The sequence below is a fragment of the Pseudaeromonas sp. HNCC25DJ182 genome, from assembly GCF_055413365.1.
Genome location: NZ_JBVAYG010000006.1, coordinates 15,754 through 29,491, shown reverse-complemented (window position 1 = coordinate 29,491; position 13,738 = coordinate 15,754). Strand labels below are relative to the sequence as shown.

The following is a 13,738-nucleotide window of genomic DNA, read 5'->3' as shown; positions in this document are numbered from 1 at the left end:
CAGAATGGAGATAAGCAACCGAGTTTCCAGTGGATAGTTATTTCGTCTTCCCGTGCGCCTAGTCCCTGCTTCTATTTCTGTTTGTTGGCGGGGTTTGCCAGATATTCGGCTAAAAATTACGGCGTAAAAAAGGCAGCCAGATGGCTGCCTTGATGATGAGGGATGGATCTATTGACTATTATTGCGCTTGCTCACGGGCGATGGCGCGATAGCCGATGTCGTTCCGGTAGAACATGCCGTCCCAGCTGACCTGCTTGGCCAGCTCATAGGCCTGTTGCTGGGCTTCCAGTACGGTATGGCCCAGCGCGGTCGCGCACAGCACGCGGCCGCCGTTGGTGACCACCTGACCATTCTGCTCGGCGGTACCAGCCTGGAACAGCTTGACGTCGATATTGTTGCCGGCATCCAGCCCGTGGATCACATCGCCTTTTTGCGGGTCACCCGGATAGTTGGCGGCGGCTAGCACTACACCGACGGCGGCGCGGCTGTCGTAGAGGGCTTCTTTTTGGTTCAGTTCACCGGCACAACCAGCCAGGCAGAGCTCCACCAGATCGGATTGCATGCGCAGCATGATGGGTTGGGTTTCCGGGTCACCGAAGCGGCAGTTGAACTCGATCACCTTGGGGTTGCCCGCCGCATCGATCATGAGCCCCGCGTACAGGAAGCCGGTGTAGACGTTACCTTCGGCCGCCATGCCACGCACGGTTGGCATGATGATGCGCTCCATGACGCGCTGATGGATTTCCGGGGTGACCACAGGAGCTGGAGAATAGGCACCCATGCCGCCGGTATTGGGGCCGGTATCGGCATCGCCGACCCGCTTGTGATCCTGGCTGGTGGCCATCGGCAGCACATTCTGGCCATCGACCATGACGATGAAGGAGGCCTCTTCGCCATCGAGGAACTCTTCGATGACTACGCGGCTGCCGGCGTCGCCAAAGGCGTTGCCGGAGAGCATGTCACGTACTGCATCCTCGGCTTCTTCAAGCGTCATGGCGACGATCACGCCCTTACCGGCGGCCAGGCCATCGGCCTTGACGACGATAGGGGCGCCTTTTTCCCGCAGATAGGCCAGCGCTGGCTCTACTTCGGTGAAGTTCTGGTATTCGGCGGTCGGGATCTGTTGGCGAGCCAGGAAGTCCTTGGTGAAGGCCTTGGAGCCTTCGAGTTGGGCGGCGGCCTGAGTCGGTCCGAAGATGGTCAGACCGGCGGCGCGGAAGGCATCCACAACCCCGATCACCAGCGGCGCTTCCGGTCCAACGATCGTCAGGCCAATTTGTTCTTTCTGGGCGAAGGCGACCAAAGCCGGGACGTCGGTGGCGCTGATGGCGACGTTTTCCACCTTGGCTTCCCGCGCGGTACCCGGGTTACCCGGTGCTACGAAGATTTTCTCGGCCAGTGGCGATTGCGCTGCCTTCCAGGCCAGGGCGTGTTCACGGCCGCCGTTACCGATCACTAATACTTTCATTCTGTTCCATCCTCTGAACGGGCTCTGCTCTGTGCGGGGCCCGTCTGCAATTCGGGGGAGATGTTTCACCGAAGGCTCGACATCTGAAGCAAACAAGGCCGCTCAAAGAGCGGCCGGTTCGTGATTAATGGCGGAAGTGACGCATGTTGGTGAAGACCATCACCATGCCGTGCTCGTCGGCCGCATCGATCACTTCCTGATCACGCATCGAGCCACCCGGCTGGATGACGCAGCTGATGCCGGCTTCTGCCGCCGCGTCGATACCGTCGCGGAACGGGAAGAAGGCATCGGAGGCCATGACCGAGCCCTGGACTTCCAGACCTTCATCGGCAGCCTTGATGCCGGCGATCTTGGCGGAGTAGACGCGGCTCATCTGACCGGCACCGATGCCGATGGTCTGGCCGTTCTTGGTGTAGACGATGGCGTTGGACTTGACGAACTTGCCGACCTTCCAGCAGAACAGCAGCTCTTCGAGCTCTTTCTCGGTGGGTTGACGCTTGCTGACCACTTTCAGGTCGCGCAGGCTGACCATGCCCTGATCGCGGTCTTGCACCAGCAGGCCGCCGTTGACGCGCTTGACGTCGACACCCTCGCTCTTGCCGGTCCAGAAACCACACTCCAGCAGGCGCACATTGGCCTTCTTGGCCACCACGTCGCGGGCTTCGGCGGTAACGGCCGGGGCAATGATCACTTCGACAAACTGACGGCTGACGATAGCTTCGGCAGTGGCCGCATCCAGCTCGCGGTTGAAGGCGATGATACCGCCAAAGGCCGAGGTCGGATCCGTCTTGTAGGCGCGGTCATAGGCTTGCAGGATATCGTCACCCAGGGCGACACCGCAGGGATTGGCGTGCTTGACGATGACACAGGCCGGGTCGATGAACTGCTTGACGCACTCCAGGGCGGCATCGGTATCGGCGATGTTGTTGTAGGAGAGCGCCTTGCCTTGCAGCTGGGTAGCGGTAGAAACCGAGGCCTCCTTGACATCGGCTTCCACATAGAAGGCGGCGGCTTGGTGAGCGTTCTCGCCGTAGCGCATATCCTGCTTCTTGATGAACTGGAAGTTGATGGTGCGCGGGAACTTGGAGTCGCTACTGGTTTCATCAATGACGCCGTAACTTGGCACCTTGGTGCCGAAGTAGTTGGCAATCATGCCGTCATAGGCGGCGGTGTGCTCGAAGGCGGCGATAGCCAGATCAAACCGGGTGGCGTAGCTCAGGGAGTTGTCGTTGCTGTCCATCTCGTCGATGACGCGGTCATAGTCACGGGCGTTGACCACAATGGTGACATCTTTGTGGTTCTTGGCCGCGGAGCGCACCATGGTCGGGCCACCAATATCGATGTTTTCGATGGCATCAGCCAGGGAGCAATCCGGATTGGCGACGGTGGCGGCGAAGGGATAGAGATTGACGGCGACCAGATCGATGGGGCTGATGCCATGCTGGCTCATGATGCCGTCATCGATGCCGCGACGGCCCAGGATGCCGCCATGAACCTTAGGGTGCAGGGTCTTGACGCGGCCATCCATCATTTCGGGAAAGCCGGTGTAATCGGAGACTTCGGTTACCGGCAGGCCAGCATCGGCCAGCAGGCGAGCGGTTCCGCCAGTGGAGAGCAGTTCTACGCCTCGGGCTTGCAGGGCGCGGGCAAACTCCACAATGCCGGTCTTGTCAGAGACGCTCAGCAGGGCGCGGCGGATCGGTCGAGTGTTTTCCATCTCTTCGTTGTCCTCTAAAGGTTCCAGGGGGAATTTCGCAAAATCTACTCGGAGTGCTGGCACCACCGAAGTGCACAGACCATCAAATGAACTTTGCAGAAATACCCTTGAAGACAAGACCCGGATGCCCATCCGAGTGGGCGCGTATTCTACACAAAAGCGTGATGTAAGGCGATTTTTTTACATGGCTCGGGGCCAGTGCTGACGCGGGTAAAAACGTTTGTCTGTAACGGGTTGAATTGGTTTGGATTCTGCGCCGGCTTGTCATTCCTCTGCCATCGGCTTGTCACCGAATATTCATCCTGGCGCTTTACGCTTGCCCTTCCGGTATCTCAATTCAGCGTTCAGGACTCATGCATGCGCTTTGTAACCTCGAAACACTCTCTCTCCTCCCTGGTGGTCTCGGCCCGTCATGGCGGAGTGAAAAAAACGGCAACTCCAGCCTTGCTGGTGTCGCTGTTGGCCATCAGCAGCATGGCAACCAGCGGCTTGGTCACAGCGGCGCAAGCCGCTCCCCAGGTGCTGGCCAAATTAGCCATCGAGTTGCCAGCTGACGGTCATTTGACCTATCAGGGGCAAGCGGCCAGTCAATTTCCGGATGGGTTGCCCATCGGGTTGGGCTCCGGATTGAGCTTTGTTGGCAAAACCTCCGATGGTGCCCTGCAATTTGTCGCCCTGACCGATCGGGGTCCCAATGCCGATGCGCCGCAATGGACCACTGCAGGGCAGACCCGGGAAAGCAAAATTTTTATCCGCCCGGACTTCGTGCCGCAGTGGATGACCGTCACGGTCAAGGACGGTAAGGCCAAGGCGAGCCATCCGGTGTTGCTGCACGATGGCAAAGGCTCCATTCATGGTCTGCCGCTGCAGCCGGGAACCGTGGGCGCGACCGGTGAAATGGCCTTGAATGATGCCTTGCAGCCGATTGCTCTGACCGATAGCCGGGGGCTGGATACCGAAGGGCTGGTCCCTGATGGTCAGGGGGGCTTCTGGCTGTGTGACGAATATGGCCCGTTTCTGATCCACGTCGATGGGCAGGGCAAGATCCTCAAGCAGTTTGGACCCGATGCGCAAGCGGGTGAACAACAGGTCGCGGGTGGTTTACCCTCGGTGTTGGCGTGGCGTCAGCCGAACCGTGGATTTGAAGGGATAGCGCGTCTGCCGTCGGGCAAGATCATCGCAGCCGTGCAAAGCACCCTGGATATCGACGGGAAGACCGCCAAGTCGGCGACCTTTATCCGCCTGCTGGAGCTGGATCCGCAAACCGGCAACACCCGCATGCTGGCTTATCCGCTGGAATCCGGTTTCTACAAGAAAAACAAGGATGCCAAGATTGGGGATCTGGTCGCGGTCGATGAGCAGACCCTGCTGGTGATCGAGCAGGGCAAGGATAAAGACAAGCAGATGCACAACCGCATCTATCGTCTGGATCTGGCCAAGGCTACGGACTTGAGTGGGCAGTTGATTGCCAACAAGGCGCTGGAGTACGCCGATGCCGATGCACTGCAGGCGGCAGGCGTGGTTCCGGTGGGTAAGCAGCTGCTGGTGGACTTGCAATCCCTGGGCTGGAGTGCTGAAAAAGCGGAAGGATTAACCCTGGTTGATGGCAAGACGCTCGCCGTGACCAGCGACAATGATTTCGGCCTCGGAGTCAAGGTGAAGGAGGCGGTTGGGGAGGCCAAGGATCCGACCGATTACAGTACGGATGGCAGCGGCACACTTCTGCTGGAGGGCAAGCCGGTCGCCAGTAGCCTGAGCTTCAAACCGCTCACCGGTGAGGGTGCCAGCTCCGCCTTGTGGCTGATTAGCCTGGACCATCCGTTGCGTTGATTCCCGGTACCACTCGCACTGAGCTGGCAAACCAGCACTGAACAGGCACAACAGAGGGGCTGTCAAAACAGCCCCTTTTGTTTGATTTTTTTCAACTGTGCGCTCGGCGGCATCAGCTCGCTCAAGTCCGTGCTTTCGAGACTTATCCCCTTGCTTTCACTGATCTGGGTTCCTGAGCCTTGAGCCCCAGAGTCCGGAGCTGCGGAACTTTGCTGCCCTTGCAAGCGCTTGAGCTGGCGCGCCTGGTTGTCCGCCAACTGCCGTAACTGTTGCAGCTCCTGCTGGACCGCGACGATATGGGCATTCTGCTCGGCCAGCAGCTGCTGCAACTGGGTCAGCTGGGATGGCGAAAACAGCGCTTCTTCGGCGGTACTGGCTTCACTGCCATCGTCACTCAGACCACAGGCATGCAACTGGCGCCAGAAGGCGGTGGATGTCAGATTTTCGGGATCCAGTGCCACCGACAGGCTACGGCTCAGCCGCGGATTGAGCAGATGGACATAGAGTCCGGCCAGATAGATATCGCGATGAAACAGCCGTACCACCATCTCCAGGGAGGTGCGATCCGGATGGCTGCGCTTGGCCTTGTCGTACCACTCGCGCAGGGCTCCGACCGCAAAGCGGTCGGCTTCCGAGGTCTCCGGGTTGAGGTAGAGGGCCAGATTCAGTTTTCTGGCCACGCCATTACTCATCACCTACCTCGAGCAGCACCGGCGAGCTGACCGCGTGGGCGGCTTCATCGGCATGGTAGAGGCAGATCTCGCGGGATAGTGCACTTTGCGGGTTATCCAGCAACACGACCCGCTCACCGAGCGTGGTATAGGCTGAACGAATGGCATCGGCAATCAGAGAGGCGCCACCGCCCACCAGATAGACACGGTTCGGATTCTTGGCAAACTTCTTGGCCTCATAGGCAACCTGATCCCCTAACTCGCGGATCTTGGTCTCGATCTTGGTCAGGATGCCGGGGATCTTGGCTTCATCGTTGACCACGCTCTGTAAGAAAGCCATATCGTGGCGGCGCTTGATCAGCTCATTGGCCACCAGATAGCTAGAGTCGCTGTCAGCCGCGGCCAGCGCTTTGCGCGCCGCATCGGTCACCATGGAGACGCCGATCTCGTTGTTGCCGTAGATGGCCGATACATCGTCAAACTCGCCGACTACGACGCCCATATCCAGAGTGGTGCCGCCGCAGTCGATGACCAGGGATTTGGTAAATTCATTGCAGTTGGCGTTCAGCAGATGGGACAGGGCCGCCGGCAGGCTCTCCGGCATGACATCCACATCAACAATCTGGAATAGCTCACCCTTGTTCAGGCTGATGTCGCGCATCAGATTCCGGCGCTTGGCCTCGATCTTGGACTCGTTCTTCTGGCAATCATCCGGGTTGTAATATTCGGTGATCGGCAGGGTGACGATGATATGTACCGGGCAAGGGGTCAAGCCGGTCTGCAACAGGGCATGGTGCACGGAGAGCAGATTCAGATCGTCGTACTGGTACTCGATATGGGTGGTGGATAACGCCTTATCCGAGGTGGCGTCATAGGTATATTTGGTGGTGCCTATGGTGTAGTTGAACACCTTCTGTCCCTTGAGCAGGGCGGCGCTTTTCCAGTCTTTGCGGAACGAGTTGGGCGACACTATGGTCTTCAGCGTGCCCTGTTCAATCCAGCTGACTTTAACATTGGTGGAGCCATCATCGATGGCCAGCTTCATGGGGATAACAGACATACATTCTTCTCGATGAGGTGGCAGATCCAGGCAGACTTCTGAGCACAGAGCCCGAATAATATTGGTTGTATTTTATCCTTTTGATTTGTTTTGTCGAATAAAATAGCGGTGAAATTTATTTCCGCAGATTTATATTCCGCATGGAAATTTTCCTTCCGTGCGGAAGGGAGGTTTACTGCTGCATGCGCGGGTGGCAACTGGTGATGGCGGGGGACTCCCGGACAAGCCCCCATCCTGAGTGCTTACCGGGAATTAGCGATGAAACGGGAGCGACAACTCAAACTGTGGATGCTGTGTTGCAGCTTTGTGAACGGCGGCGTAGGGTGGAGTCATAGCCCTGTCATCTGGTTGTGCTTTAACTGACATGTGTGTGTCATCAACCGGATTACCTAGCCGTCCAAGGAGGCTGCCTATGGAGAGCGACGATCGTAAACTCTATGTTCTCGATACCAATGTTCTGCTGCACGAACCCCTCGCCATTTACTCGTTTCAAGAACACGACGTCATAGTGCCGATGACGGTGCTCGAAGAGCTCGACAACATCAAGGATCGCCAGAAAGATGTCAGCCGCGAGGCGCGGGTAGCAATCCGCACCATGGAAGATGTGTTCCGCGATGCCACCCCGGAGCAGATTGCCGAAGGCATCTATCTGGGGAATCGGGTGGGCGAGAACTGTACCGGACGTCTCGCCATCTTTGCCGACCATCATCTGCCGGAAGGGGAGGAAGTCTTCACCAACAAGGAGAATGACAACCGCATCATCAATGCCGCCCTCTTCTTGCAGAAGAAGTTCCCCGGCCGCACCGTGGTGCTGGTCACCAAAGATATCAATATGCGGCTCAAGGCCAAGGGGGCCGGGCTCAAGCGGGTTGAAGATTATCGTACCGATCAGCTGATTGATGATATTCGCCTGCTGGCCAAGGGGTTCCAGACCATCGAGGGACAATTCTGGGACCAGGTCGGTGAATGCGAGAGCGTCTCCAGCGGGCGGGATGTATTCCACTGGGTGGATGAGACGCTGGTGAGCAACACCCATATCAATCAGTATCTGATCGATGATTCGGACAGCTTTGCCGGGCGTGTGCATGGCCGTGAAGCCGGGCGGTTACAGATCAAGGATCTCAGCCGTGAACGTTTGATGGGGCGTCATGCCTGGGGAGTGAGTCCGAAGAACATATTCCAGGCCATGGCACTGGATGCCTTGCTGGATCCGACCCTGGATCTGGTGATCCTGACTGGGCCGGCCGGCAGCGGCAAGACCTTGCTGGCGATGGCGGCGGCGCTGGAGCTGGTGATTGAACGTGGCATCTTCGATCGCATCATAGTCACCCGCAACACGCCGGAGATTGCCGAGAGCATCGGCTTCTTGCCCGGTACCGAGGAGGAGAAGATGTTGCCCTGGCTGGCGGCGGTGACCGATACTCTGGAGGTGCTGCACAAGCACGATGTCAGTAAGGAGAGTTCGCTGCAGTACATCATGGACAAGGCCAATATCCAGTTCAAATCGGTCAACTTCATGCGTGGCCGCAGTCTGCAGAATACCTTTGTGCTGCTGGATGAGTGCCAGAACCTGACTCCGTCCCAACTCAAAACCATCATTACCCGCTGTGGTGAGGGGACCAAGCTGGTCTGTTCCGGGAACCTGGCGCAGATCGATTCCACCTACTTAAGCCCTGTCACCTCGGGGTTGACCTATATCGTCGAGCGCTTCAAGGATTTCGAAGGCAGCGCCAACATCTATCTCAACGGTGTGGTGCGCAGTCGTCTGGCCTCGTTTGCTGAAGAGAACCTCTAGTTTTAGCGCGGACGTTTATTCCTGCATGGTTACCATGGCCCGCTTGAAATAGCGGGCCATGTTGTTGTTGCTGGAGTTATCCAGCTCAGCTCCGGCGACCCAGAGCAGTAGAGTGGGCCATGTCGTTGGCTAGGTTATCCAGCTTAGCTCCGGCGGCCGAGAACAGTAGAGTGGGCCATGTCGTTGGCTAGGTTATCCAGCTCAGCTCCGACGGCCGAGATAGAGGGCCATGTCGTTATTGGTCGCGTTATCCAGTTCGCTGACGGCACCGCAAAAGCGGATCTCGCCAGCTTGCAATAGGGCGATACGATCGGCGACTCCGCGCGCCTCTTCCGGATGGTGGGAGATCAGCAGTATGCCAATCTGTTGCTGATGGGCCAGTTGCTGCACTTCGCGCAACATCTCGTGGCGTAGCGCCGGATCCAGTGCCGAGAAGGGCTCGTCCAGCAGCAGAAACGGCCGTTGCCGCACCAGCGACCGGGCCAACGCCACCCGTTGTTGCTGCCCGCCGGAGAGTTGGGGCGGCAGACGGGAGAGGAATTCGCTCAATCCCAGGCGCTCGGCTGCCGTATGCACCTGCTGCCACTGCTCGGCGCTGAGGCGCAAATCAGGGCGCACGCCCAAACCGATATTCTGCCGCACGCTTAGATGGTCGAACAGGTTGTGACTCTGGAACAGTGTGGTGAATGGGCGCTCGGCTGGCGGCAGCGACTGCAAGGGTTGATGTTGCCAGAGTAACGCTCCGCTATCGGCGGCGATAAAGCCGCCGAGCAAGTCGAGCAGGGTGCTCTTGCCGGCGCCACTGGGGCCAACCAGCACCAGCAGCTCGCCGGGTCGTAGATCGAAACTGAAACGGAATTGCTCGCCGTCACGGGTCAACGTCAGGTTCTGACAATGCAGGGCCTGGTCGCTCGCTGCTTGTGGTGCAGGTGCGGGGGCAGCAACCGGAGCTGGAATTGTCTCGGGGGGGGCGCTCATCGGGGATCTCCAAATCCGCGCTCGACCAGCCACAGCAGACCGGTGCAAAGCAGCAATAATAACAAGGCGGTGGCGGCGGCATCATCCAGGCGATAACTGCCCAGTTGCTGAAACAGCAACCAGGGCAGGGTCTGCAATTCGTCACTGCCAAACATGGCCACGGCACCCAGATCCCCCAGCGAGAAGATGGCCGCCAGCGCCATAGCCCGACCCAATGCGGCACGCAACAGCGGCCACTCCAGATAGCGCCAGCGACTCCAGCCGTGAAGTCCCAGGCTCATGGCCAGACGATCGTAGCGCAGTACCGCTTGTTGTAGCGCCGGTTGCAGGGTGCGAACCGTATAGGGCAAACAGGCGAGGCCATTGAGCAGCATCACCAGCCAGAACCCCAAGCCGAACACGTCGGCCACCGGCAGTAGCAGGATGAACAGCCCGGTGCTCAGCACCGCGGTCGGGATCAGCAGGATCAGCGAGCCCGAGGATTCCAGCAGGGTGGCGGCATGGGGCCGGCCAAGCCGTTGCCGCAGATGCCGGCTGCTGAATAGCAACCCTAGACTGAGTGCACAAGCCAACAGGCTGGCACCCAACCCAATCTGCAGCGAGGTGAGCAGTGAGGCCCAGAGCTGGTGTGAGGTGAGAGCTTGCCATAGCTGCGGTTTGAGCCCGGCCGTGACGATGGCCAACAGCGGCGGGATAAACAACAGCAGAGCTAGGCTCAACCAGAAGCAATCGACGGCGAGCCCCAGCCAGTGCCGGGTATCGGGGCGGCTTGCCCGAGAGGATCTGTGCTGTTGACCGGGTGCCGGAGCAGCCAACTGGTGGTGGAGGGCCAGCGCCGCGCCACACAACAGCAGGTGCCAGAGTGCCAGTTGGGCGGCGGTATCCAGCTCGAAATCAAAGCGCAGCGCCTGGTAGACGGCGACCTCCAGGGTGGTGGCGCCCGGGCCGCCACCCAGCGCCATCACAGTGGTGAAGCTGGAAAAACAGAGCACGAAGATCAGGCTGGCCAGTGGTGCCAGCTGCCCGCGCAGGGCAGGCCACTCCAGCAATCGCCACAGGGCTCCAGATTTCATGCCCAACTGGCTGGCTAGGCGCCAGTTTTCCGCCGGTACGGCTTCGAGTGCAAACAGTAACCAGCGCGCCGCCAGTGGCATATTGAAAAAGAGATGGGCCAGCAAAATACCGCCAAGCCCATACAGATAGGAGCCGGTCTGGAGACCGAGATTCGCCAGCAGTCGTGGCAGCCAGCCCTGTTGGCCATGCACGGCGACCAGCCCGAACAGGGCTATGATGACCGGCAAGACCAGGGAGATGCCGAACAGCCGCAATAGCAGACCGCGCCCCGGAAAGTGACGGCGGTGCAGGGCCCGCGCCACCGGAATGGCCAGCCCCAGACTCAACAGGGTGGAGAGTCCGGCCTGCAGCACACTGAACTGCACCACATGCCGCAGGTAGGCATCCTGCCACAGCGGGGCGGCGCCGAGCCCCCCCTCATGCAGCAAGGCCAGCAGGGGGCCCAGCCCGCAGACGCCTAGCAGTAGCAACGTCCCGGCGCCGGATAGCCACCAGGCTTTATGGGCTAGCGGTGAATTCATGCTGCTCGACCGGACACCATTACTGACTCACGGCTCCGCGCCACTCGTGCAGCCAGGCTTTGCGACCGGTTGCGATCTCGGCTTCGGTAAAGTTCAGCGTTTTCACCGGGGTTTCGTTCTGGTTAAAGCCCGCAGGCAAGGCGACCTTCGTCACCGGGTACATCCAGTTGCCAGTCGGGATCAGGCTCTGGAACTCATCGCTGAGCATGAATTTCATAAAGCGGGCGGCGAGTTCTGGCTGGTGGGCACTCTTGAGCTGGGCGGCAACCTCCACCTGGCGATAATGGCCTTCCTCAAACAGGGCGGCATGATAGTTCTGCTTCTGTTCGGCCAGGCGGTGGTAGGCCGGCGAGGTGGTGTAGGAGAGCACCAGATCCGCTTCGCCCTTGAGGAACATGCCGTAGGCTTCGCTCCAGCCCTTGGTGACGGTGACCGTTTTCTTGGCCAACTGTTGCCAGTACGCCGCGGCCTGCTCACTCTGGGTCTGCTTGACCCACAGCAACAAGCCTTGTCCCGGGGTGCTGGTGCGCGGATCTTCATAGATGATCTTCAGATCGGGGCGGCTGGCCAGCTCGCTCAGGCTCTTGGGTGGATATTTCAATTTGTTGCCATCGTAAACGAAGGCGAAGTAGCCATAGTCGAAGGGCAGGAAGGTGTCGTCCTGCCAGCCGCCGGGAAGTGCTAGCGGAGTCATATCGACCTGATGCGCGGCAAACAGCTGGCTGCGACGGGCCTCGGGCAACATGGATTCATCCATGCCGATGACCAGATCCGCTTTTGTGTGCTTCCCCTCTAATTTCAGCCGGTTAAGTATCGCCACGCCGTCTTCGAGTGGCACAAAATTGATCTGGCAACCACACTGTTTTTCGAAGGCTTGCTTGATTTTCGGACCAGGACCCCAATCCGAGGCAAAGGAGTCATAGGTGTAGATGGTCAGCGGTTCGCTGGCCATGGCGGTGGTAGTGGCGAGCAGGGTGGAGAGTAAGAGTAGAGAGCGCACGTCGAGACTCCTTGTGATGTGTGTCGGCAGGCGTCCCATCTGCGCCTCTCCGTGAGGAGGGGGCGATGTCGTCTCAAATTCCTCCGCCAGTGTTACCTGGATCAGGTTCGCGGGTATGATCTCAGCGGACGCCCGCACCCCGTTTGAAAACGGCCTCATTCTATTAACGTTTTGTGAACAATACCAGCCAAAGGCGGCTGATGGTGTCAATAAGGAGGCTCTGTGCTGACAGACCATAGTAAGGAAAGACGAACATTTATGCGCATGGTGGTTGATGCGCCGGTGACAGTCATTCATGGCAACCGTCGGTTGGCCGGGATCTGTCGTGATCTCAGTGCCAATGGTATGTCCATCGAGGTCGAGGAGGACGGGATCCGGGAAGGGGACGAACTGCTGGTCAGTCTGGCGACCAGCAGCAATTTGCTACCACCGTTCCAGGCGCAAGCCCGGGTGATCCGGGCGACCCCCCATGAGCCGATTTACCGGCTCGGTGTCGAGTTTGTCTCGGTGGCCTGAACCGGCTCGGCCATGTAGCGGCCGGTCTTGATATAGAGTCGACTCTGCTCACCAATCTGTCCGGCCGGTAATTCGGCCGGACCCGTGGGCTCCAGCAATAGCAGCGAATAGCCCCCAGCGACCAGCGTCTCGTCCTGCCCCTGGGCCGGTAGGGCCACGCCCAGCAGGGCATGGTCGGGCACAAACAACAGCACTTGCGGAATTTCGGGCTTCAGGTAGCGCCACAGGCTCGCCAGCAGGGCCACCTTGCTGTCGCAGTCGCCACTATTATTTTCCAGCACCTGTTTCGGTAGCAGATAACCGGTCCCCCGTTGTCCGCCGCTGCTTTGCAGGCGGTCGTAGGGAATGGACTGCACAAACGCCAGCAAAAAATTCAGCAACTGTCGCGGCTCGACCTGCTCGCCACCTGCAGCTTGCAATAAGGCCTCCGCCACATCCCCCAACTCACTGCTGCTGGTGTCTATGATGCGCACATGATCCGGTTTGATTCCGGCCTGACCCAGAGGGTCACTGGTGGCGATCAGATAGTTCTCCTTGAGCAGGAGATCAAACTGGCTTTTCTCTTCATTCGCCAGCCACTGCTGTACCTTGGCCAACTGGGCGGGATCCCGGGTATGGATCGCCAGGCTCCAGGGATCTTGTCGTTTCAGTTCGAAACGCACCTCGGGCCACTGCTGACGAGCACTGCGCAGTAGCCGGGTATAGAGGGTGCGACGCGCCGCATCAGGACGCCAGGCACTAAAAAAACGCAACTCGCTCTGCTCTGGCAATGTCAGGCTGAGGCTCTGCGTCTCTTTGCTCTGTGTCTCTTGGCTCTGGGGCTCCTGAGTTTGCGCGGCGCCTTGTGCCGCGCTCGAGGGAGGCTGCCAGCGATAATTGAGCGTCAAGCCATCCCGGCTGAAACTCAGTTGTTTAGCCAGAGCTGGAGCACTGGGCAACAGGCCGAGCAGCATGCAACAGCCCAGAACCAGGATGGCTCCTGGTCCGTAGTGCGGGGGGCGGCTACAGCCTTGGGGATCTCGTATCAATCCGTTGTCTCCAGGTTCGAGCGCTGCGCGGGGTCATCCAGCGGAAGGAAGCTGACGCCGGTCAGCCTCCCGGCGCCATC

Annotated in this window: 11 protein-coding genes and 1 riboswitch; of the genes, 3 read left to right on the top strand and 8 right to left on the bottom strand. The window is 59.3% G+C overall.

Annotated features, from left to right (window positions below; translation table 11 throughout):
• Positions 1-178: 178 nt before the first annotated feature.
• Entirely contained in the window at positions 179-1,468 is a 1,290-nt protein-coding gene (gene purD / locus ACZYUB_RS06540) for a phosphoribosylamine--glycine ligase (RefSeq protein WP_463946534.1), read from the bottom strand.
• A gap of 124 nt (positions 1,469-1,592) precedes the next feature.
• Positions 1,593-3,185, bottom strand: a complete 1,593-nt coding sequence (purH, locus tag ACZYUB_RS06535) for a bifunctional phosphoribosylaminoimidazolecarboxamide formyltransferase/IMP cyclohydrolase (RefSeq protein WP_463946532.1) — start codon at positions 3,183-3,185, stop codon at positions 1,593-1,595.
• A gap of 357 nt (positions 3,186-3,542) precedes the next feature.
• On the opposite strand from purH, the gene ACZYUB_RS06530 reads away from it, so the two are divergent.
• Positions 3,543-5,015: an esterase-like activity of phytase family protein gene (locus tag ACZYUB_RS06530; RefSeq protein ID WP_463946531.1), complete on the top strand. Its 1,473-nt coding sequence runs from the start codon at positions 3,543-3,545 to the stop codon at positions 5,013-5,015.
• A gap of 62 nt (positions 5,016-5,077) precedes the next feature.
• Here the strand turns inward: ACZYUB_RS06530 and ACZYUB_RS06525 are convergent, their stop codons facing one another.
• Together ACZYUB_RS06525 and parM are read right to left on the bottom strand one after the other, a co-directional pair.
• Complete coding sequence (locus ACZYUB_RS06525; protein WP_463946530.1) at positions 5,078-5,695, bottom strand: hypothetical protein; 618 nt, start codon at positions 5,693-5,695, stop codon at positions 5,078-5,080.
• A gap of 4 nt (positions 5,696-5,699) precedes the next feature.
• On the bottom strand, positions 5,700-6,746 hold the full coding sequence (parM, locus tag ACZYUB_RS06520; RefSeq protein WP_463946528.1) for a plasmid segregation protein ParM domain-containing protein: 1,047 nt from the start codon (positions 6,744-6,746) through the stop codon (positions 5,700-5,702).
• A gap of 412 nt (positions 6,747-7,158) precedes the next feature.
• Between parM and ACZYUB_RS06515 the strand changes: the two genes are divergently transcribed.
• The gene (locus ACZYUB_RS06515; protein WP_463946526.1) at positions 7,159-8,541 is read left to right on the top strand and encodes a PhoH family protein; all 1,383 of its coding nucleotides are present in this window, start codon (positions 7,159-7,161) and stop codon (positions 8,539-8,541) included.
• A gap of 201 nt (positions 8,542-8,742) precedes the next feature.
• Here the strand turns inward: ACZYUB_RS06515 and thiQ are convergent, their stop codons facing one another.
• From thiQ to thiB, 3 genes are read right to left on the bottom strand one after another with little or no spacing between them, the layout of a single operon-like run.
• Positions 8,743-9,519 (bottom strand): thiamine ABC transporter ATP-binding protein, encoded by a 777-nt coding sequence (thiQ, locus tag ACZYUB_RS06510; RefSeq protein ID WP_463946524.1) that lies wholly within the window; start codon positions 9,517-9,519, stop codon positions 8,743-8,745.
• Positions 9,516-11,114 carry a thiamine/thiamine pyrophosphate ABC transporter permease gene (gene thiP / locus ACZYUB_RS06505; RefSeq protein ID WP_463946522.1) on the bottom strand — a complete coding sequence of 533 codons (1,599 nt, stop codon included), beginning with the start codon at positions 11,112-11,114 and terminating at the stop codon, positions 9,516-9,518. Before thiP ends, thiQ begins: the two co-directional genes overlap by 4 nt.
• 19 nt (positions 11,115-11,133) lie before the next feature.
• Complete coding sequence (gene thiB / locus ACZYUB_RS06500; protein WP_463946520.1) at positions 11,134-12,114, bottom strand: thiamine ABC transporter substrate binding subunit; 981 nt, start codon at positions 12,112-12,114, stop codon at positions 11,134-11,136.
• 61 nt (positions 12,115-12,175) lie between these two features.
• Positions 12,176-12,266, bottom strand: a riboswitch (TPP riboswitch).
• Positions 12,267-12,378: 112 nt separating this feature from the next.
• Between thiB and ACZYUB_RS06495 the strand changes: the two genes are divergently transcribed.
• The gene (locus ACZYUB_RS06495; protein ID WP_463946741.1) at positions 12,379-12,630 is read left to right on the top strand and encodes a PilZ domain-containing protein; all 252 of its coding nucleotides are present in this window, start codon (positions 12,379-12,381) and stop codon (positions 12,628-12,630) included.
• Here ACZYUB_RS06495 and ACZYUB_RS06490 read toward each other — a convergent pair.
• Positions 12,594-13,658, bottom strand: coding sequence for a transglutaminase domain-containing protein (locus tag ACZYUB_RS06490; protein ID WP_463946518.1), 1,065 nt, complete (start codon positions 13,656-13,658; stop codon positions 12,594-12,596). The two genes, ACZYUB_RS06495 and ACZYUB_RS06490, sit on opposite strands and share 37 nt — an antisense overlap.
• Positions 13,659-13,738 lie beyond the last annotated feature (80 nt).